Source organism: Pseudomonas sp. RC10-4-2, from assembly GCF_050433085.1.
Taxonomy (GTDB): domain Bacteria; phylum Pseudomonadota; class Gammaproteobacteria; order Pseudomonadales; family Pseudomonadaceae; genus Pseudomonas; species Pseudomonas aeruginosa.
Window position 1 is genome coordinate 386,872 of the sequence record NZ_JBNPXX010000001.1, and the last position, 19,583, is coordinate 406,454.

21 protein-coding genes are annotated in these 19,583 nt (G+C 68.3%); 6 read left to right on the top strand and 15 right to left on the bottom strand.

What is annotated here, in order from left to right:
* Positions 1-16: 16 nt before the first annotated feature.
* The gene (gene mdrR1, locus FHW81_RS01875; RefSeq protein ID WP_031754616.1) at positions 17-898 is read right to left on the bottom strand and encodes a transcriptional regulator MdrR1; all 882 of its coding nucleotides are present in this window, start codon (positions 896-898) and stop codon (positions 17-19) included.
* Between the two features lie 125 nt (positions 899-1,023).
* Here mdrR1 and FHW81_RS01880 point away from each other — a divergent pair, with 125 nt between their 5' ends.
* The gene (locus tag FHW81_RS01880; protein ID WP_003104227.1) at positions 1,024-1,926 is read left to right on the top strand and encodes a DMT family transporter; all 903 of its coding nucleotides are present in this window, start codon (positions 1,024-1,026) and stop codon (positions 1,924-1,926) included.
* Positions 1,927-1,943: 17 nt separating this feature from the next.
* Here the strand turns inward: FHW81_RS01880 and FHW81_RS01885 are convergent, their stop codons facing one another.
* On the bottom strand, positions 1,944-2,921 hold the full coding sequence (locus tag FHW81_RS01885; protein ID WP_003119251.1) for a 2-hydroxyacid dehydrogenase: 978 nt from the start codon (positions 2,919-2,921) through the stop codon (positions 1,944-1,946).
* Positions 2,922-3,015: 94 nt separating this feature from the next.
* Positions 3,016-3,969: a LysR family transcriptional regulator gene (locus FHW81_RS01890; RefSeq protein WP_003092994.1), complete on the bottom strand. Its 954-nt coding sequence runs from the start codon at positions 3,967-3,969 to the stop codon at positions 3,016-3,018.
* Positions 3,970-4,214: 245 nt separating this feature from the next.
* Here FHW81_RS01890 and FHW81_RS01895 point away from each other — a divergent pair, with 245 nt between their 5' ends.
* From FHW81_RS01895 to FHW81_RS01910, 4 genes are read left to right on the top strand one after another with little or no spacing between them, the layout of a single operon-like run.
* Positions 4,215-5,705 (top strand): efflux transporter outer membrane subunit, encoded by a 1,491-nt coding sequence (locus FHW81_RS01895; protein WP_014602525.1) that lies wholly within the window; start codon positions 4,215-4,217, stop codon positions 5,703-5,705.
* Positions 5,702-7,897: an FUSC family protein gene (locus tag FHW81_RS01900; protein ID WP_003092992.1), complete on the top strand. Its 2,196-nt coding sequence runs from the start codon at positions 5,702-5,704 to the stop codon at positions 7,895-7,897. Before FHW81_RS01895 ends, FHW81_RS01900 begins: the two co-directional genes overlap by 4 nt.
* Positions 7,887-8,087 (top strand): DUF1656 domain-containing protein, encoded by a 201-nt coding sequence (locus FHW81_RS01905; protein WP_003082823.1) that lies wholly within the window; start codon positions 7,887-7,889, stop codon positions 8,085-8,087. The genes FHW81_RS01900 and FHW81_RS01905 overlap by 11 nt, the downstream gene beginning before the upstream one ends.
* Before the next feature lie 36 nt (positions 8,088-8,123).
* Positions 8,124-9,032, top strand: coding sequence for an efflux RND transporter periplasmic adaptor subunit (locus FHW81_RS01910; RefSeq protein WP_003113767.1), 909 nt, complete (start codon positions 8,124-8,126; stop codon positions 9,030-9,032).
* Between the two features lie 127 nt (positions 9,033-9,159).
* On the opposite strand, the gene FHW81_RS01915 is transcribed toward FHW81_RS01910, so the two are convergent.
* Genes FHW81_RS01915 through FHW81_RS01930 form a run of 4 tightly spaced genes read right to left on the bottom strand, consistent with a single transcriptional unit; the run spans position 9,160 to position 12,655 of the window.
* On the bottom strand, positions 9,160-10,323 hold the full coding sequence (locus FHW81_RS01915) for a betaine/proline/choline family ABC transporter ATP-binding protein (protein WP_003113768.1): 1,164 nt from the start codon (positions 10,321-10,323) through the stop codon (positions 9,160-9,162).
* 12 nt (positions 10,324-10,335) lie between these two features.
* Positions 10,336-10,998: an ABC transporter permease gene (locus FHW81_RS01920; RefSeq protein WP_003119254.1), complete on the bottom strand. Its 663-nt coding sequence runs from the start codon at positions 10,996-10,998 to the stop codon at positions 10,336-10,338.
* Positions 10,998-11,933: a glycine betaine ABC transporter substrate-binding protein gene (locus FHW81_RS01925; RefSeq protein WP_003118286.1), complete on the bottom strand. Its 936-nt coding sequence runs from the start codon at positions 11,931-11,933 to the stop codon at positions 10,998-11,000. Before FHW81_RS01925 ends, FHW81_RS01920 begins: the two co-directional genes overlap by 1 nt.
* Positions 11,933-12,655 (bottom strand): ABC transporter permease, encoded by a 723-nt coding sequence (locus FHW81_RS01930; RefSeq protein ID WP_003092982.1) that lies wholly within the window; start codon positions 12,653-12,655, stop codon positions 11,933-11,935. The genes FHW81_RS01925 and FHW81_RS01930 overlap by 1 nt, the downstream gene beginning before the upstream one ends.
* Positions 12,656-13,096: 441 nt before the next feature.
* Between FHW81_RS01930 and FHW81_RS01935 the strand changes: the two genes are divergently transcribed.
* Positions 13,097-14,371 (top strand): cation:proton antiporter, encoded by a 1,275-nt coding sequence (locus FHW81_RS01935; RefSeq protein ID WP_003105667.1) that lies wholly within the window; start codon positions 13,097-13,099, stop codon positions 14,369-14,371.
* 58 nt (positions 14,372-14,429) lie between these two features.
* On the opposite strand, the gene FHW81_RS01940 is transcribed toward FHW81_RS01935, so the two are convergent.
* The 8 genes from FHW81_RS01940 to anvM all read right to left on the bottom strand — a co-directional run bounded on the left by FHW81_RS01940 (position 14,430) and on the right by anvM (position 19,580).
* Positions 14,430-14,675, bottom strand: a complete 246-nt coding sequence (locus tag FHW81_RS01940; RefSeq protein WP_003092978.1) for a YgjV family protein — start codon at positions 14,673-14,675, stop codon at positions 14,430-14,432.
* A gap of 29 nt (positions 14,676-14,704) precedes the next feature.
* A complete protein-coding gene (locus FHW81_RS01945) occupies positions 14,705-15,604 on the bottom strand; it encodes a TIGR01459 family HAD-type hydrolase (protein ID WP_003118288.1) in 900 nt (299 codons plus the stop codon).
* Positions 15,605-15,708: 104 nt separating this feature from the next.
* Positions 15,709-16,365: a tyrosine phosphatase TpbA gene (gene tpbA, locus FHW81_RS01950; RefSeq protein ID WP_003105672.1), complete on the bottom strand. Its 657-nt coding sequence runs from the start codon at positions 16,363-16,365 to the stop codon at positions 15,709-15,711.
* 94 nt (positions 16,366-16,459) lie between these two features.
* A complete protein-coding gene (locus tag FHW81_RS01955) occupies positions 16,460-16,846 on the bottom strand; it encodes a hypothetical protein (protein ID WP_003113771.1) in 387 nt (128 codons plus the stop codon).
* 20 nt (positions 16,847-16,866) lie between these two features.
* The gene (locus tag FHW81_RS01960) at positions 16,867-17,697 is read right to left on the bottom strand and encodes an SDR family oxidoreductase (protein ID WP_003113772.1); all 831 of its coding nucleotides are present in this window, start codon (positions 17,695-17,697) and stop codon (positions 16,867-16,869) included.
* 86 nt (positions 17,698-17,783) lie between these two features.
* On the bottom strand, positions 17,784-18,533 hold the full coding sequence (locus FHW81_RS01965; RefSeq protein ID WP_106120607.1) for a class I SAM-dependent methyltransferase: 750 nt from the start codon (positions 18,531-18,533) through the stop codon (positions 17,784-17,786).
* A 15-nt stretch (positions 18,534-18,548) separates the two neighbouring features.
* Positions 18,549-19,013, bottom strand: a complete 465-nt coding sequence (locus tag FHW81_RS01970; RefSeq protein WP_003092973.1) for a hypothetical protein — start codon at positions 19,011-19,013, stop codon at positions 18,549-18,551.
* Positions 19,014-19,184: 171 nt separating this feature from the next.
* Entirely contained in the window at positions 19,185-19,580 is a 396-nt protein-coding gene (gene anvM / locus FHW81_RS01975) for an anaerobic/virulence modulator AnvM (RefSeq protein ID WP_003092971.1), read from the bottom strand.
* Positions 19,581-19,583: the final 3 nt, after the last annotated feature.

Here is a 19,583-nt window from a genome sequence, read left to right on the forward strand (position 1 = left end):
TGTCGGCGCCTGGCTTTCAGGAGCCTTTCAGGGCGGCGCGGTACTGCCCCGGGGTGGCGCCATGGGCTTCGCGGAAGCGCCGGTTGAAATGGCTCGGACTGGCGAAGCCGCAGGCCAGCGAGACCTCCTGGAGCGACTGCGCGGAGTACGCCAGCAGGTCGCGGGCCCGCGCCAGGCGTCGTTCCAGCACGTAGCGGTGCGGCGGCAGGCCGAAGGAGACGCGGAACATACGCGCGAAGTGGTACTCGGAGAGCGCCGCCAGCTCCGCCAGCGACCCCAGTTCCAGCGGCTGCTCCAGGTGGCTTTCGATGTAGTCGGCCAGGCGCCGCCGCACGTGCGCGGCCAGCCCGCCCTGCCAGCGTACGTCGTTACGCCTGCCGCACCCGGTGAGCAGCAGGTGGTCCACCGCCTGGTGGGCGAGGCTGGTGCATAGCAGGCGCTCGCCGGGTTCGTTCCAGTCCTGTCGTTCCAGGGTCCGGCACAGGGCGGCCAGCGGCTCGTCCTGGATGTAGGTGCGCTCCTCCAGTTGCAGGCTGCGTGGTTCGCAATCGAGGGTGCGTACCGCCGCGCCGGCCAGGCGTTCCGGGCTTATGTACAGGTGCATGAAGCCCAGGCCGCGTGTCACCGCCCAGTCGGAGTGGTGTTCGGCCGGCATCACGCAGAAGCGGTCGGGGCCGCCATAGAGCCCGGGACGATCGCGGCGGAAGGTCTGCCAGCCGCCCTGCAGGTAGAGCGACAGGGTGTGATGGCCGGGGTCGCTGTAGCCGAGGATCTCCGCTTCGTCGCGGTACCAATGGGCGAGCGCCAGGCCGTCGCTGAGCGTGCTGCTGCGCAGCAGGCGCGCATTGGAGGTCCGGTCGAGGGTGCGGAATACCTGGAAATCACTGGGTTGGTGCATGCCGGCCATGCTACCCGCGCCCGGACGCTGCCGCGAGAGGCGGCGGATGAAAAGCGCAAGAATGGACAATGGTCGCGCCCGGCCTCGCCCGCAGACTGACGGCATCCTGTCGTCGCGGAGTCGCCATGAATCTTTCGCTGTACCTGCTCACCGTGCTCATCTGGGGCACCACCTGGATCGCCATCAAGCTGCAGATGGGCCCGGTGGCGATCACCCTGTCGATCGCCTACCGCTTCGCCCTGGCGGCGCTGGTGCTGTTCGCCGTGCTGCTGCTCGGCCGCCGCCTGCAAAGGCTGGACGCACGGGGCCAACGCCTGTGCATGGCCCAGGGCGTATGCCTGTTCTGCCTGAATTTCATCTGCTTCTATACCGCCAGCCAGTGGATTCCCAGCGGCCTGGTGGCCGTGGTGTTCTCCACCGCCACCCTGTGGAATGCGCTGAACGCCCGCCTGTGGTTCGGCCAGCGCATCGCGTCGAACGTGATGGCCGGTGGCGGTCTCGGCCTGCTCGGCCTGGGGCTGCTGTTCTGGCCGGAATTGGTGGGTCACCAGGCCACCCCGGAAACCTTCTACGGCCTCGGCCTGGCCCTGCTAGGCACGCTGTGCTTCTCCACCGGCAACATGCTTTCTAGCCTGCAACAGAAGGCCGGCATCCGCCCGCTCACCGGCAATGCCTGGAGCATGCTCTATGGCACCCTGATCCTCCTGGCGCTGTGCCTGTTCCAGGGCGTGCCGCTGAGTTTCGACTGGAGCGCGCGCTACGTCGGCTCGCTGCTGTACCTGGCGATCCCCGGCTCGGTGATCGGCTTCACCGCCTACCTGACCCTGGTCGGGCGCATGGGCCCGGATCGCGCCGCCTACTGCACCGTGCTGTTCCCGGTGGTGGCGCTGAACATCTCGGCCTTCGCCGAGGGCTACCGCTGGACCGCACCGGCGCTGGCCGGGCTGGTCCTGGTGATGCTCGGCAACGTCTTGGTGTTCCGCAAGCCGAAGGCGCCGGCGCTGGCCGGGCCGGCGCGCTCGACCTAGCGGAGAGGGAGGCGCGCTCAGCCGCGTCGCCACACCTGCGGATTGACCAGGTCCAGCGGCCGCTCGCCGCGCAAGGCCGCCTCGAAGTTCTGCAGCGCCCGCTCGGCCATGGCCCGGCGGGTCTCGTGGGTGGCCGAGCCGATGTGCGGCAGGGTCACCACGTTGTCCAGGGCGAACAGCGGCGATTCGGCCAGCGGTTCCTTCTCGTAGACATCCAGGCCGGCGCCGAGGATGCGCTTCTCCCGCAGGGCGGCGACCAGCGCGGCCTCATCGACCACCTGGCCGCGGGCTACGTTGACCAGGATCGCCGAGGGTTTCATCAGGCCCAGTTCGCGCGCACCGATCAACTGCCGGGTCTGCGCTCCCAGCGGCACCACCACGCAGACGAAGTCGGCCTCGCCGAGCAGTTCGTCGAAGCCGAGGAAGCGCGCGCCGAGTTCCTGTTCCAGTTCCGGCTTGCGGTTGTTGCCGTGGTAGAGCACCTGCATGCCGAAGCCGAAACGGCCGCGCCGGGCGATGGCCGCGCCGATCCGGCCGAGGCCGAGGATGCCGAGTTTCTTGCCATGCACGTCGGTGCCGAACTGCGGGGCGTCGACGGTGCGCTTCCAGTTCCCGGCCTTGACCCAGGCGTCCAGCTCGGCGACCCGTCGCGCGGCGCTGATCAGCAGGGCGAAGCCGAGGTCGGCGGTGGTCTCGGTGAGGACGTCGGGCGTGTTGGTGAGAGCGATGCCGCGGCGGTTCAGGTAGTCCAGGTCATAGTTGTCGTAGCCGACCGAGACGCTGGAGATGACTTCCAGCTGCATCGCCTGTTCCAGTTGCCTGGCGCCGAGCGGCCGGCCGACGCCGATCATGCCGTGGGTATCGGGCAGGGCGGCGGCGTACTGGGCGTCGATGTCGCCCTGTTTCGGTTCGAGCACGCGGACGTTGAACTGGCATTGCAGGCGTTCGAGATGCTCGGGGGCGAGGCGACTGAAGACGAAGACGTTCTTTTTCATGACGGGACTCTGCAAGCGGGAGCGAAAGCGCCGACCATACCACCGCCATCGAAGCGGCGGGCAGGGGCCCGCCACTGGGCGGGCGATTATCGGCTCAGGAGGGTCTTCCGAGTTCCAGGCCCAGCTCCACCAGCGCCGCTTCGTCGCGCTGGAGCAGGCCGGGCAGGCTTTCCTTGAGGTATTCCACCCAGGTCTTGATCTTCGCGTCGAGATACTGCCGCGAAGGGTACAGCGCATAGACGTTGAGCTGTTGCAGGCGGTGTTGCGGCAGGACCCGCACCAGGGTGCCCTTGCCCAGGTCCTCGATGGCCGAATACACCGGCAGGATGCCGATGCCCAGCCCGGAGCGGATTGCCTCGGTCATGGCGTCGCCGACATTGACCTGGAACGGCGAGGCGCCGATGGAGACCATTTCCTGGCCGTTGGGACCGTCGAACAGCCAGCGATCCAGCGGCACCACCGGGCTGACCAGGCGCAGGCAGTCGTGGCTGGCCAGCTCCGAAGGCTCGCTCGGCGTGCCGTTCAGGCGCAGGTACTCCGGCGAGGCGCAAAGAATGCTGTAGGTCTCGCCGATGCGCTGGGAAATGAAGCCGGAATCGGGCAGCTCGGAGGCCACCACGATGGCCACGTCGAAGCCCTCGTCGAGCAGGTCCGGCACGCGGTTGGCCATGGTCAGGTCGAAGGTCACGTCGCGGTACTGCTGGCGGTAGCCGGCGATGGCGCGGATCACGTAGTGCTGGCCGATGCCGGTCATCGAATGCAGCTTCAGCTTGCCGGCGGGTCGGGCATGGGCGTCGCTGGCTTCGGCCTCGGCTTCCTCGACGTAGGCGAGGATCTGCTCGCAGCGCAGCAGGTAGCGCTGGCCGGCCTCGGTGAGGGCGATGCGACGAGTGGTACGGTTGAGCAAGCGGGTGCGCAGGTGCGTCTCGAGGTTGGCCACCGCCCGCGAAACATAGGCGGTGGTGGTGTTGAGCTGCTGGGACGCCGCGGTGAAGCTTCCGGTTTCCGCCACGCAGACGAAGGCTCGCATGTTTTGCAGGGTGTCCATCGACGGGGCCTCCTAGGCACGCGCAGAAGTGTGTCAGATTGTTGCGAGGGCGGATTATTTCACATTACGCAATAAACAATCGCACTTGAGCCAGCTTATCAGCAGCCGCCAGCCTCTTAAAATTCATCGGCCCCCGAGCGCACGAACGCTCGAGCGGGTTGAACGGCGCCCGTACCGTTCAAATTCCGTGCTTCGCCCCTCCAGGATCAGACAACGTGCCGCGTGCTCTCAGGAAGGAACTGACCTTGGTCGGCTCCTTCGTCGGTTTTCTCGTCGTTTTCTCCGCAATATCCGGTTGTGTCAGTACAGGCGATATCGCCCCCGAGGCCGCCACGCTCGACGTCAACGCCCTGGCCACCGACCATGCGATCCAGGCTGCCGCCCGCGAGGCCGGCTGGCCGCAGGCGCAGTGGTGGAAGGTGTATGCCGATCCGCAGCTGGACGCCTGGATCGAGAAGGCGCTGGACGGCAATCCAGGCCTGGCGGTAGCCCATGCGCGGGTACGCCAGGCGAAGTCCATGGCCGGGCTGGTGGAGTCCATCGAGTCGCCGCAGATCGAGGGCAAGGGCTCGCTGGTCCGCCACCGCTGGCCGGACGACTATTTCTACGGCCCCGGCGACCTGGCGCGGACCACTTCCTGGAACAACTCCACCGAGATCGGCCTGAACTACAAGCTCGATCTCTGGGGGCGCGACCGCAGCGACAGCGAGCGCGCCGTCGACCTGGCCCACATGGCCGCCGCCGAGGCGCGCCAGGCGCAGCTCGAGCTGGAGGGCAACATCGTCCGCGCCTACGTCCAGCTCTCGTTGCAGTACGCCGAGATGGACATCGCCAAGGCCATGCTGCAACAGCAGCGCGACATCCTCGCCCTGGCCCAGCGTCGCCTGCGCGGCGGCATCGGCACGCATTTCGAGGTCAGCCAGGCGGAAGTGCCGCTGCCCGAGACCGAGCGCCGCATCGAGGTGATCGACGAAGAAATCCAGCTCACCCGCAACCTGCTCGCCGCCCTGGCCGGCAAGGGCCCGGGCGAAGGCCGCACGATCCGCCGGCCAAGCCTGAACCTGGCGGCGCAGCCGAGCCTGCCCAGCGCCTTGCCGGCCGAACTGCTCGGTCGCCGCCCGGATGTGGTCGCCCGCCGCTGGCAGGTCGCCGCCCTGGCCAAGGGCGTGGACGTGGCGCGCGCCGACTTCTACCCCAACGTCGACCTGATGGCCTCGGTCGGCTTCAGTGCCGTCGGCGGCGGCATGCTGGAGTTCTTCCGCAGCGCCAAGTACACCTACAGCGCCGGCCCGGCGGTGACCCTGCCGATCTTCGACGGCGGCCGCCTGCGTTCGCAGTTGGGCGAGGCGGCGGCCGGCTACGACGCGGCGGTGGAGCAATACAACCAGACCCTGGTGGATGCGCTGAAGAACATTTCCGACCAGTTGATCCGCCTGCATTCGGTGGACATCCAGAAGGACTTCGCCGCGCAATCGGTGGCTTCCGCGCAGAAGACCTACGATATCGCCACCCTGGCCTACCAGCGCGGCCTCACCGATTACCTCAACGTGCTCAACGCGCAGACCCGGCTGTTCCAGCAGCAACTGGTCCAGGAGCAGGTGCAGGCCGCCCGGCTGGCCGCCCATGCCAGCCTGCTCACCGCCCTCGGCGGCGGCGTCGGGGCCGGCGCCGATACGCCGGTGCAGCGGAAGCTGGCGCCGGAGAACGTCCCGGTCAGAGCGGTGTCTTCGCGATGAGCGGCCGCTCCGCTGGTTTCGCCCTGCCCAGCCGCGACGAGTGGCGGCGCGCGCTGGCCGAGTGGGCGCGCAGCGACGGGGCGACCTGGATCTACGTGTTCAAGGTGCTCTGCGCGGCCTTCCTGACCCTCTGGCTGGCGATGCGCCTGGAATTGCCGCAGCCGAGCACGGCGACCATCACCGTGTTCATCGTCATGCAGCCGCAGAGCGGCCAGGTGTTCGCCAAGAGCTTCTACCGCATCCTCGGCACCCTGGTCGGCCTCAGCGTGATGGTCACCCTGATCGCCCTGTTCGCCCAGGAGCGAGTGCTGTTCCTGCTCAGCTCGGCGATCTGGATCGGCCTCTGCACCGCCGGGGCCGCCCGCTACCGTGACTTCCGCTCCTACGCCTGCGTGCTCGCCGGCTACACCGCGACGCTGATCGGCATCCCCGCCACCAGCCATCCGGAAGGCGCCTTCATGCAGGCGATCTGGCGGGTCCTGGAAATCAGCCTGGCGATCCTCTGCTCGGGGGTGGTCAGCGCGGTGATCATGCCGCAGACCACCAGCGCGGCGATGCGCAATGCGCTGTACGTGCGCTTCGGCCTGTTCGCCGCGTTCGTCCTCGACAGCCTGCGCGGGGTCGGCGGGCGCGAGCGCTTCGAAAGCAGCAACGTGGCCTTCGCCGCCCAGGCGGTGGGCCTGGAGACGATGCGCGCGGCGAGCGCCTTCGAGGATCCGCACATGCGCCTGCGCAATGGCCGGCTGATTCGCCTGAGCAGCGAGTTCATGGCCATGAATACCCGTTTCCACGCCCTCCACCAACTGCTCGAACGCCTGCGCGCGCAGGGCTCCACCCAGGTGCTGGAAGCGTTCGAACCGTGCCTGGAGGAAATCACCGGGCTGCTCGAGGAGATCCGTGGCCGCGCCGTCACCGACCATGACGCCGAGCGCTTCGCCCAGCGCCTCGCCGACTGCCGCGAACGCCTGATGGCGCGTATCCGCCAGGCGCGCGGCGAGCTGCTGGCGCGGGAGCCGGGCGAAGAGGCGCGGCTGGACTTCAATACCGCCGCCGAGCTGCTCTACCGTTTCGCCGAGGAAATGCACGACTACGCCCTGACCCATGCCTCGCTGGCCGCCCACCGCCACGAGCGCGAGCAGTGGAAGGACGCCTTCACCGCCAAGGCCAACGCGGTGGCGGCGGCAGTGGCGGGGATGCGCACCGGGTTGATGATCCTGCTGTTCGGCTGTTTCTGGATCTACAGCACCTGGCCCAGCGGCGGCACCTTCGCCCTCAACGCGGTGGCGGTCTCGGCGCTGGCCTCGGCGGCGCCGAACCCGAAGAAGGTCGCCATGCAGATGGCCATCGGCACCATGGCGGCGGCGCTGCTCGGCTTCAGCGAGATGTTCTTCGTCTACCCGCATATCGACGGTTTCCCGCTGCTATGCCTGGTACTGGCGCCGGTGTTCGCCCTCGGCGCGTTCATCTCCTCGCGGCCGCAGTGGGCCGGCTACGGTCTCGGCCTGCTGGTGTTCTTCTGCTTCGGTTCGGTGCCGGCGAACCTGACCGTCTACGACCCGGCCCACGTGATCAACGAGTACATCGCCCTGATCCTCTCGATGCTGCTCTCGGCCGCGGCCGCCGCGGTCATTCTGCCGCCCAACAGCGCCTGGCTGTGGAAGCGCCTCGAGCGCGACCTGCGGATGCGCGTGGTGTTCGCCATCAGCGGCAGGAGCAGGGGGCTTGGCTCGGCCTTCGAAAGCGGTACCCGCGACCTGCTGAACCAGGCCTATGGCGTCGCCGCCGGGCGCCCGGACGTGCAGCGCGGGCTGCTGCGCTGGATGTTCCTGGTGCTCGAGGTCGGCCACGCGATCATCGAGCTGCGTCGCGAGCAGGAGCGCCTGCCGGACGAACCCTGCTACGCCGAGGCCATGCCCTGGCGCCAGGCGATCCGCGCCATGGGGCGGGCCCTGATCCGGCTGTTCGTGCGCCCCGGTGCGGAGAACCTGGAGCGCGCCCTGGCGGCTGTCGACCAGGCCATCCACGCGGCCAGGCACACCGACGAACCCTGCGCGCCGCACTTCGACAGCTCGCCGCTACGGCGGGTGCGCAGCTACCTGCACTTCATCCGTTCTTCCCTGCTCGCGCCGACCTCGCCACTGACCGAACTGGCCGGCCGGACGAGCGGCCAAGGTACCGTCCATGCCTCGTGAAATCGCCATCCATGGGGTCTACATGCCGACCCTGACGCTGTTGTTCGTGATCGCCGCGGCGCTCACCTGGGGGCTCGACCGGATCTTCGCCTCGGTTGGCCTGTATCGCTTCACCTGGCACCCGGCGCTGTTCCGGGTCAGCCTGTTCGCCTGCCTGTACGGCGGCCTGTCCCTGACCATCTACCGCTGAGGCGGTAGCGCACCTCTTCGTTATCGTGAGCCGACCATGACCTTGAAATCCGTAATCAGCCTGCTGGCGACCCTGCTGATCCTGCTGGTCGCCGTATTCATCGGGCGGACCCTGTGGGTCAACTACATGGACACCCCCTGGACCCGTGACGGTCGCGTGCGCGCCGACGTGATCAATGTCGCCGCCGACGTTTCCGGGATCGTCGTCGACGTCCCGGTGCGCGACAACCAGTTGGTGAAGAAAGGCGACCTGCTGATGCAGATCGACCCCGACCACTACCGTATTGCGGTGAAGCAGGCCGAGTCGCTGGTTGCCTCGCGCAAGGCGACCCTGGAGATGCGCCAGTTGAACGCCCGGCGGCGCGCGGAAATGGATGAGATGGTGGTCTCCCGCGAAAGCCGCGACGACGCCCACAACACCGCCGCCGCGGCGATGGCCGACTACGAGCAGGCCAAGGCCCAGCTCGACGCCGCGCGCCTGAACCTGGAGCGCACCCGGGTGGTGGCGCAGGTCGACGGCTACGTCACCAACCTCAACGTGCACCGTGGCGACTACGCGCGGGTCGGCGAGGCGAAGATGGCGGTGATCGACAAGAACTCCTACTGGGTCTACGGCTACTTCGAGGAAACCAAGCTGCCGTACATCCGCGAAGGCGACCCGGTGGACATGCAGCTGATGAGCGGCGAACACCTCAAGGGCCACGTGGAAAGCATCGCCCGCGGCATCTACGACCGCGACAACCCGGAAAGCCGCGAGCTGACCGCCGACGTCAACCCCACTTTCAACTGGGTGCGCCTGGCCCAGCGCGTGCCGGTGCGGGTACACATCGACGAAGTGCCGGACGGCGTGCTGCTCTCGGCGGGGATCACCTGCACGGTGATCGTCAAGCCGCAAGGGCGCGACGACCAGGCCTCGGCGGCGCAGGCGCCGGGGCGGGCCGGTTGAGTGGAAGGGGCAGGGAGAAGCCCGGCGGATGCCGGGCTTTTTCGTTTCGGCGGGGCGGAAGAGGGCGCCACTCGCCAGGAATACGCTGCGGTTGGCGGCTGCCGGCGGTGAATATCCACCCGGCGGCCTAGGCCCCGACCTGTTCGGCCGGCGACACGATCAGGCCCTTGCCGCCGCGCGAGCGGCCGGAGCTGAGGTAGTCGGCGATGGATTCCTGGGTGACCTCGCCGAGGAACTGCTGGTCGGGGTCGAGCACCGGCAGCCAGGAGCTGTTGAACTCGTACATCCGCGACAACAGGATGCGCAGGTGCTCGTCGTGGCTGGCGGTGACCCGGAACGGGGTGACGAACGGCGCGCAGGTGCCCTCCTGGCGGCGCAGGTCCTTGCGTCGCACGTAGCCCAGGCCCTTGCCCTGGTCATCCACCACGATCAGGTAGCGCCGGTCGTTCTCGTCCATCAGTTCCAGCGCCTCGGCCACCGGGGTCTGCGGCCGGGCGGTGACCAGGCTGCTGTCGGCGGCGTCTTCGGCGCGCACCAGGAGCAGGCGCTTGAGCGTGCTGTCCTGGCCGGTGAAGGCGCTGACGAACTCGTCCGCCGGGTGCGCCAGCAGGGTGTCCGGGTGGTCGTACTGGAGCAGCCGGCCGCTCTTGAACACCGCCACCTTGTCACCCAGCTTGATGGCTTCGTCGATGTCGTGGCTGACCATGATCACGGTCATGCCGAGCTTGCGCTGCATCTCGAAGAACTCGTTCTGGATCGACTCGCGGTTGATCGGATCGACCGCGCCGAACGGCTCGTCCATCAGCAGCAGCGGCGCGTCCGCCGCCAGCGCGCGGATTACCCCGACGCGCTGCTGCTGGCCGCCGGAGAGTTCGCGCGGGTAGCGTTGCAGGTACTGCTTGGGCTCCAGCTTGACCATGCTCATCAGCTCGCGGGCCTTCTCCTTGCAGCGCGCCTTGTCCCAGCCGAGCAGGCGCGGCACGACCATGATGTTTTCCTCGATGGTCATGTTCGGGAACAGGCCGATCTGCTGGATCACGTAGCCGATGTGGCGGCGCAGGGTGACTTCGTCGAGGTCCGCGGTGTCCTGGCCGTCGATCAGCACGCGGCCGGAGGTCGGCGGGATGATCCGGTTGATCATCTTCAGGGTGGTGGTCTTGCCGCAGCCGGAGGGGCCGAGGAAGACGCAGATCTCGCCTTTCTCCACGGTCAGGCTGACGGAATCGACGGCGCGGAACTCCTTGCCGTTCTTCTGGGTGAAGGTCTTGCTGAGCTTGTCCAGTTCGATCATGTTCGGCTCCTGTCAGTGCGCGCTGGCGCGCAGTCCCTTGGGGGTGAGGATGCGTTGCAGCCATTGCAGCAGCAGGTCGGCGGCGATGGCCAGGAGGCTGACCAGTACCGCGCCGACCACCAGCATCGGCATGTTGCTCTGGCTGATGGAAGTGAGGATCAGCACGCCCAGGCCGCCGGCGCCGATCACCGCGGCGATGGTCATCACGCCGATGTTCATCACCACGGCGGTGCGTACGCCGGCGAGGATCACCGGCACCGCGAGGGGAATGTCGACCATCCGCAGGCGTTGCCAGAAGGTCATGCCGATGCCCTTGCCGGCCTCGCGGATGCCCGCTTCGACGCCGGTCAGGGCGAGGTAGGTGTTGCGCAGGATCGGCAGCAGCGAATAGAGGAACACCGCGGTGATCGCCGGCAGCGGCCCGAGGCCCTGGCCGAATACCGAGTAGACCGGCATCAGCAGGCCGAACAGGGCGATCGAGGGGATGGTCAGCATCACCGTGGCGGCGCCCTGCAACGGGCCGGCCAGCCACGTGAAGCGGGTCATCAGCACGCCCAGCGGCACGCCGACGAGGATCGCCAGGCCTACGGCGACCAGTACCAGCAGCAGGTGCTGGAGGGTGAGCTGGCCGACCTGGGACCAGTCGAGATGGGAAAGCACGCTGAAGAAGTCCATTACTGGCTACCTCCCTGGCCGGCCTGGCCGTCGTCGAGCAGGTGGTGTTCGCGGAGGAAGTCGGCGGCGACCTTCTGTGGCGTCTGCTGCTCGATATCGACCCGCGCGTTGAGCGCCTGCATGGTGGCGTCGTCGAGCCGCTCGATGATCGGATCGAACAGCGTGGCGAACTCCGGATGGCGCTGCATGACCTCCTTACGCACCACCGGGGCGGCGTTGTAGAAGGGGAAGTACTGCTTGTCGTCCTTCAGCACGCGCAGCTTGAAATCCTTCAGGCGGCCGTCGGTGGTGTAGACGAGGCCGAGGAACACCTGGCGGTTCTTCAGCGCGGTGTAGACCAGCCCGGCGTCCATCTGGCGGATGTCGTTGCGGGTGAAGTGCAGGCCGTACAGCTCGCTCATGGGGCCGAGGCCGTCGGGGCGGCCGGCGAACTCCGGGTCCATGGCGAACAGGTGGGTGCTCCCGGGCTCGGCCTCCTGCTGTTCGGCGAGCACCCGCGCGAGATCGCTGACGCTCTGGATGCCCAGGCGCTCGGCCTGTTCCTCGGGCATGGCCAGGGCATAGGTGTTGTTGAAGCGGGTCGGCTTCAGCCAGACCAGGCCCTGGGCTTCGTCGAGTTGCTTGACCCGGCGGTAGGAAGCCGCGGCGTCGAGCTTCTCGTCGATGTGGTTGTAGACGATCAGCGACGAGCCGGTGTACTCCCAGACGATATCCAGTTGGCCGCTTTCCTGGGCGGCGCGGGCCAGGGTGCTGCCCAGGCCGGTGGTGACCGTCACGTCGTAGCCGCGCTTCTGCAGGAACTGCGCGGTGATGGCGGTGAGGATGCGCTGCTCGGTGAAGGTCTTGCCGCCGATGCGCAGGGTTTCCGCCTGCGCCAGGCCGGCGGCGAACAGGCCGGCGCAGGCCAGGCAGAGTGAGCGGATCAGTCGGTTCATCAGGCCTCCTTGGCGGTCAGGCCGCGTTCCAGGAACATGCGGCTGAACAGCACCACCAGGGCGTCCAGCAGCAGGGCGAGGAGCGCCGTGCAGGCGGCGCCGAGCAGCAGTTGCTGGTGGTTGTTCAGGTAGATGCCGGGGAAGATCAGGCTGCCCAGGCTGTTGGCGCCGATCAGGAACGCCAGCGGCGCGGAGCCGACGTTCAGCGCCAGGGCCACGCGCACGCCGCCGACGATGATCGGCACCGCGTTCGGCAGTTCCACCCGCAGCAGCACCTGGTTGGGCGTCATGCCGATGCCGGTGGCGGCTTCCTTCAGCGCCGGCGAGACATTGCGCAGGCCCTCGTAGGTGTTGCGCACGATCGGCAGCAGCGAGGCGAGGAACAGGGCGAGGATTGCCGGGCCGTTGCCGATGCCGATGATCGCCAGGGCGATGGCCAGCACCGCCAGCGGCGGGATGGTGTTGCCGACGTTGAACACCTGCATCAGGCGTTCGGCCTGGGCCTGCATGCCGGGACGGCTGAGCAGGATGCCGGCCGGCACGCCGACCAGCAGGGCGGCCGCCATCGAACTGAAGACCAGCACCAGGTGGGCCTGCAAGTAGAACAGCAGGTCCTCGCGGTAGTGGAGGATGGTCGCGGGGGTGATCCAGTGGATCAGCAAGGCCAGTACGGCGGCTGCGGCGCAGAGGCCGAGCAGGGCCTTGCCACAGGTTTTCACCATGGTCGGGACTCCCTTCGGAATGAGCGTTGGCTACGCTGTCGGGCGCTTCGTCGAAGCGCGGAAACAGGCCGGAAATCAAAGGCTTCGGATGGGCACCGAATTCCCGACCCTGAAAGGGTTGACCGTTCGTCGTTCGCGGAGGTTCAACGAAACGGCCATGCTTGTGCCATGACCGGGCCTGGGCAAGCGGCCGCAGCCGCCGTCTCGCCTGGGCTGGCGGTGAACGAAGAAATTTTCCCGGGGAAGCGGTCGATAATGGTGCTGCCGCGTCGGCGGCGCGCCATGCACCGTATCGGTGCGCTGGACGTCCAGGGCTTTTCTGCGGTTATGATGCGGGTTCCGAAATTTTCTCGGGCTTTTCCAGACATTCGCACCCCACGGTTCACGGATCGGCCTTTTGGGGTAGGTGTTTTACCTTCTGCTAAGGGAGTACCCCGCGTCATGCTCGATCTCGTCGCGGCATTCATTGCCTTGACCACCTTGCTCACCTACGTGAACTACCGCTTCATCCGCCTGCCGCCGACCATCGGCGTGATGGCCACGGCGCTGGTGTTCTCGCTGATCGTCCAGGGGCTGTCGGAACTGGGCTATCCGATCCTCGAGGTGGAGATGCAGGAAATCATCCGCCGCATCGACTTCTCCGAAGTGCTGATGACCTGGTTCCTGCCCGCGCTGCTGTTCGCCGGCGCACTGCACGTCGACCTCTCTGACCTGCGCAGCTACAAGTGGCCGATCGGCCTGCTGGCCACCGCCGGGGTGCTGATCGCCACCTTCGTCATCGGTGGCCTGGCCTACTACACCTTCCCGCTGTTCGGCTGGCAGGTGGATTTCATCTACTGCCTGCTGTTCGGCGCGCTGATCTCGCCGACCGACCCCATTGCCGTGCTCGGCATCCTCAAGTCCGCCGGCGCGCCGAAACCGCTGGCGACCACCATCGTCGGCGAGTCGCTGTTCAACGACGGCACCGCGGTGGTGGTGTTCGCCATCATCCTCGGCATCCTCCAGCTCGGCGAGGCGCCCACGGTCAGCGCCACGGCGATCCTCTTCGTCCAGGAAGCCATCGGCGGCGTGGTCTTCGGTGCGGTGCTCGGCTACGGCGTGTTCGTGATGATGCGCGGCATCGACCAGTACCAGGTGGAGGTCATGCTGACCCTCGCCCTGGTCATCGGCGGTGCCGCGCTGGCCGCGCGCCTGCACGTATCGGCGCCGATCGCGATGGTGGTGGCCGGGCTGATCATCGGCAACCACGGACGCCACTACGCGATGTCGGACGAGACCCGGCGCTACGTGGACAAGTTCTGGGAACTGATCGACGAGATCCTCAACGCCCTGCTGTTCGCCCTGATCGGCCTGGAGCTGCTGCTGTTGCCGTTCTCCTGGCTGCACGTGGCGGCGGCCTTCGCCCTAGGCGGCGCGGTGCTGGTCTCGCGCCTGCTCACGGTGGGCCCGGCGATCCTGGTCCTGCGCCGTTTCCGTGGCGCCAACCGGCAGGTACCGGCGGGCACCATCCGCATCCTGGTCTGGGGTGGGCTGCGCGGCGGCGTCTCGGTGGCGCTGGCGCTGTCCCTGCCGTTGGGGCCGGAGCGCGACCTGATCCTCAGCCTGACCTACATCGTGGTGCTGGTATCGATCCTGCTCCAGGGGCTTTCCATCGGCCCGCTGGTGCGTCGTATCTACGCCGGCCAGCCGCTGGAGAAAAGCGAGGGGGCGCACTGAGCGCAGCCTTCGCAAAGCGAGCGCCCGCCGTCATGGCGGGCGTTTTCGTTGGCGGCCATCAGGCGCTGTCCTGTGGCGCTTCGTTGCGATGGGTGCCGCGCAGGTTCATCGCCGCCAGGCAGACCTGCAGCAGGATCAGCGCATAGGCCTGGGCGTACAGGCCCCAGGCGATCCACAGCAGGTTGCTGGCGAGGAACACCCAGAAGCCGACCTTGCGTCTTCGCCGATGCGCCGACGCCACCAGCCAGGCGGCCACCACCGTGACCAGCATGGCGGGCCATTGCAGGTAGTCCAGCCAGTGCATGCGTGCATCCTTTTTCCGACCTTTGAGGGTCAGACCAGCCCTGGCGCGGCAAAGTGCGGTCGGATCGGATAGCCGTGCAGCAGCGACCTGACCCGCTCCTCGTCGAGTGCTCCGTTGAACTCGGCGCCCAGGGCTTCGCGGTGGATGCCGGTGGCGCCCAGCCAGAGCGTATCGATGCGCGCGGCGAGGGCGCCGGGGACGTCGGTCACCAGCGAGTCGCCGACGAACAGGATGTGCCGCGCGCCGCGCGCTTCCAGTTGCCGCTGGGCGATGCGGAAGGCCGCCGGGTCGGGCTTGCCGTACCAGCTGACCTGGCCGCCTTCCTCGCTGAACAGCTCGGCGAGCATGCCCGCGCCGTATACCGTGCGGCCGCCGGAAACCACCACGCGGTCCGGGTTGGCGCAGAGGAACGGTAGGTCGGTGGCGCCGCGCAGGGGCGCGAAGCGCTGTTCCAGTTCATCCTGGGGAAAGCTGCCGACGCCGACGATCAGCGCCGCCTGGGCGATGTCCTCGACGAAGCGCTCGCGGATTTCCGCCGGCCAGCTCTGCTGGGCCAGGCCGACGCCGGCCAGGTAGATACCGCCACGCCGGTATTCGGCGGTTTGCAGCAGGGCGTCGATGGTCAACTGGCCGGACGTGGTGATGCCGGCGAACCAGTCGCGCCGGATGCCCAGGCGCTCGAGCCCGGCGCTCATTTCCGCCACGCTGCTGGACGAGTTGCTGAGGAACCAGACCGGGCGGCCTTCGGCGTGCCGCCGGGCGAGCCAGGCAAGGGCGCCGGGGAACGCCTCGGCGCCGTCCATCACTACGCCCCAGAGATCGAGAAGGAAGCCGTCATAGTCGGCGCAGAGCGCCTCCAGTTGCGCATGGTCGAGCAGGCGGGTGCTGGTGGCGGCGCTGAAGCGCGGGGAGGTCGGGGCATCGCTCATGGGAGTCTCGTCGCGGCTGTCGAAGTGGGCCGCCGCGTGCGGCGGCGAGTCCCAAGGGTGCCAAACTTGCGTGACGGGACCAAGCCTTTCGGCCCTGCGCGTGTTTACGGCCGGTCGAGCGCCTGGGCCATCCACTCGCGCACATGGCAGACGGCGAAGCGCGACGGGCTGCATTCGCCGTTGGCCATCGCCAGGCGCAGGCCGTCGACGTCGGCGCCGCGCACATAGGCGCTGGCGTCGCGCATGTCGTCCTCGTCGCCGAAACCGCCGTGCTGCATTTCCTCCAGCGCGGCCTGCTTGTCCCAGCCCTGCACGACGATGCGGTACATGGCGGCGAACAGTCCGGTGCGGTTGTTGCCGTGCTTGCAGTGCATCAGTACCGGGCCTTCACGCTCGGCGGCCTGCAACTGGCGGAGGACGCTGAGCACCTCGGCGTCGTCGACCCGGTCGGCGTGGGTCGGCAGGCTGAGCACCCGCACCGGAGCCTGGCCCAGCCAGGCGCGGTCGTCGTCCTTGATGAAGCTGACCACCGTCTTCACCTGCAGGCGTTGCAGCAGCGCGACGCTCTGTGCGTTGGGCAGCGCGCTGCGATAGAGGGTGGGGCTCATGCGGTAGAGGTTGATCGACGGGTCGACCGCTTGCGCCCAGGCTGGCGAACGCGTGGCGGCAGTCTCGGCGGCATGCAGCGGGCCGCCGAGCAGGAAGGCGCCGAGCACGGCGGCGAGGAGCAGGCGGAGCCAGGCGAGCGGTGAACGGTGCATGTCGGCCTCGTGCGGTGGGTGGCCAACACTAGGCGAGGGCGGGTCAAGCCGAGCTGAAGAGAATGTGAAGAATTCGTTGAGGCAGCCTCACCTGTCAGCGCAGGAAGAATCCATAGACCCTGCCGGAGAAGAACACCAGCAACAGCGCCGGATAGCACAGGTAGTGCAGCACCACGATGAGCAGTGCCGCCGGGCTTGGATCGCCTTTCAGCGAGGCGAGGCCGACCAGCAGCAGGTAAAGGACCCCGAGCACTCCGCCATACAGGGCGACCAGGCGCAAGCGCTCGCCCCAGGTCGGCCAGCGCCGCTGCGCGCGGGCGAACCACCAGGCCAGGCCGCCGGCGACCAGCGCGGCGATCAGCAGGCTGGCCGGCAGGCCGCCGAAGCGGACCACCCCGCGCAGCAGCACGTTGAGCAGGATCGCCGCGGCGATCCCGGCCAGGGCGTAGTAGCGGATGGGTACGGCAAGGCGGTCGCCCATGGCGGTATCTCCTGGCGGTTTCAGAGGCGCGTGTCGAGGCCGAAGCGCTTCTTCAGCAGCCGCTCCAGCAGGCCGCGCGGTAGCCAGCGGGCCAGCGCCGGCAGGGCCCGGCTGCCATTGCCGATGCGCACTAGCGGCGGGCGCGGACGGCGCTGCACGGCGGCTAGCAACTGGCGGGCGAAGTCTTCGGCGGACGTGGGATTGTCCTGGGATGCCGCGGCGCGCGCCTGGATCTGCCGGCGCAACGGCCACCAGGGCGAGCGTTCGTCGACCACGCTGTCCATCTCGCGGCTGGCGCTGGCGCCGAAGTTCGAGGCGATGGCGCCCGGCTGCACTTCCAGCACCTCGACGCCGAACGGTGCCAGCTCCAGGCGCAGGGCATCGCTCAGCGCATGCACCGCGGCCTTGGAGGCGCAGTAGGCGCCGGCGAAGGGCGTGACCAGCACGCCGGAGACGCTGCCGACGTTCACCACCAGGCCGGACTTGCGCCTCAGTAGCGGGAACAGCGCGCGGGTCACGCCGACCACGGCGAACACGTTGGTCTCGAACTGCCGGCGCATGGCTTCGACGCCGCCGTCCAGCAGCGGACCCATGGCGCCGTAGCCGGCGTTGTTGACCAGCACGTCGAGGCCGGCGGCTTCGACTCCCAGTTCCTCGGCCAGACGGGCCAGCGCGGCGGCGTCGTTGACGTCCAGTTGCACCGCCTGGAAGCCGGCCTCGGCCAGGGCACGCACGTCGTCCTCCTTGCGCGCGCTGGCCCAGACCCGGTAGCCGGCGCGCTGGAAGGCGTCGGCGAGGGCGCGGCCGATGCCGCTGGAGCAGCCGGTGACGAAGGCGACGGGTTGGCTCATGGGCAGCGTTCCTTGGCTGGGAGTTGGAAGGAGGGCGGCCTACCGTACTGGATTCGCCGGCCGCGGAAAACCGCTCGAAGGCTCGGTCAGGCGTCCTTGCGCGCGATCCGTAGCGCCAGCGGCATGCGAACCCTGCGTGTCGAGGTCGGCTTGCCCCAGAGCGCGGCGACCCGTTGCAGGGCCTGGCGCACGAAAGCGTTGCCCTGCGCCTCGCGGCACAGGCGGCTGGCCGACCAGGTGGCCATGTAGTCGAACAACCGGGCCAGGCTCCATTGTTGCTCGATGACGAAGGCCGGCGCGGGGAGTTCGCCCAGCGGCAGCTCGACATCCCGGTAGGCGTTCCACAGCAGGCGGTTCTGTTGCGCCCAGTACGGGCCGATCGGGCGCAGGTATTCCTCGTCGATGGCGGCATCGATCTGCGCGTCGATGCTGAACCAGCCGTAGCCCCAGGCGGCGAACACGCCGCCGGGACGCAGCACGCGCAGCAGCTCGCGGTTGAAGCGCGAATGGTCGAACCAGTGCCAGGCCTGGGCTACGCAGACCAGGTCGAAGGCGGCGTCGGGATAGTCGGTGGCTTCGGCGTCCTGCACGCTGTAGCGGATACCCGGATGGACAACGGCGTGTTCGATCTGCTGCGTGCTGGTGTCGCTGGCGAGGACTTCGCCGAAGTACTGCGCCAGGCCGAGCGCGGCCTGGCCGGTACCGGTGGCGCAGTCCCAGGCGTGCCGGCGCTGGCCGCAGAGCCCGGCGAGATGGCGGTAGAGCGCATCGGGATAACGCGGGCGGGCGCTGGCGTAGGCAGCGGAGCCCTGGTCGAACAGACGGCGGGTTTCCATCGGGTCCTCCCTCGGTCAGTTGCCGAAACGCCCGTCCAGGCGTTCGGCGCGGAATTCCAGGGTGCTGGCGCGATAGCCCGGACGCAGCGGCGGCAGCGGCAGGCAATCGTGCCAGCTGTCGCCGCCGAGCAGGGCGTTCGGCGCCCGGTAGCGCGGGCTGTCGAAGCTGGTGTCGGCCAGGTTGACGCTGTCGCCGGGGCGGTAGGCGGCGATCCTCCAGCGTAGCTCCAGCAACGGACGGTCGCTGCCGTTCTTCAGTTCGACCGCCAGCGGCCGGTCCACCGGACAGCGTTCCGGCGCATAGCTCAGGCGCAGTTCCTGGCGTTGCAGGTGGCGGCTTTCGTCGTTGTCCTGCCAGATCACCCAGGCCGCCACCAGGCCCAGCCCGGCGAGAGCCGCCAGGGAGACCGGCAGGGCCTTGGCCGGGTATCGGACGAGGAGGATGACCCAGGTGAGGACCAGCAGCGCACCGATCAGCATTGAAATGTCCTTTCTTCGAAGCCGAGGGGACATCCTAGCGCACTGCTGCGTATCGCAGGCGGTACGGGCACGCTTACGCGGCGGAGGCGCCGCGATATGCGCAAGGGAGGCCGAAAGTCGGGGATGCGGGTTTCGGCAGGCTGGGGATAGCCGCCGCCCCCGGCCTCGCCGTCATTCGCAGCGGCGCTTGCCGCCCGGCGTCAGCAGACGCTCCAGCTCGACGAACAGGCGCTCGGCGTCCTGCGCCTCGCAGTCCTCGCCGTAGCGCTTCTTCAGGCCGTGTTCGCTGAGGGTCAGGTGCAGGGTCGGGACTACCTCGTGGCGCGCCAGGCAGCCTTTCACGCAATGCAGCGGGCAACCGTCGAGGGCCAGGATCGGTCGCCCGGAGCGGGCCCGGCGGACCAGCAGCGGGACGTCGCCGCCGACTCCGGCGATGCAGGACATCTCCGCCAGCCGGGCGCGATCCAGGCGCAGCGCGAGATCGTTGGCCAGTTGCGCCACGTTGGAGCAGCCGGAGCAGGCGTAGACCAGGGGAAGGGGATCGTCGGGGCTGCGTTCGAACATCATGAC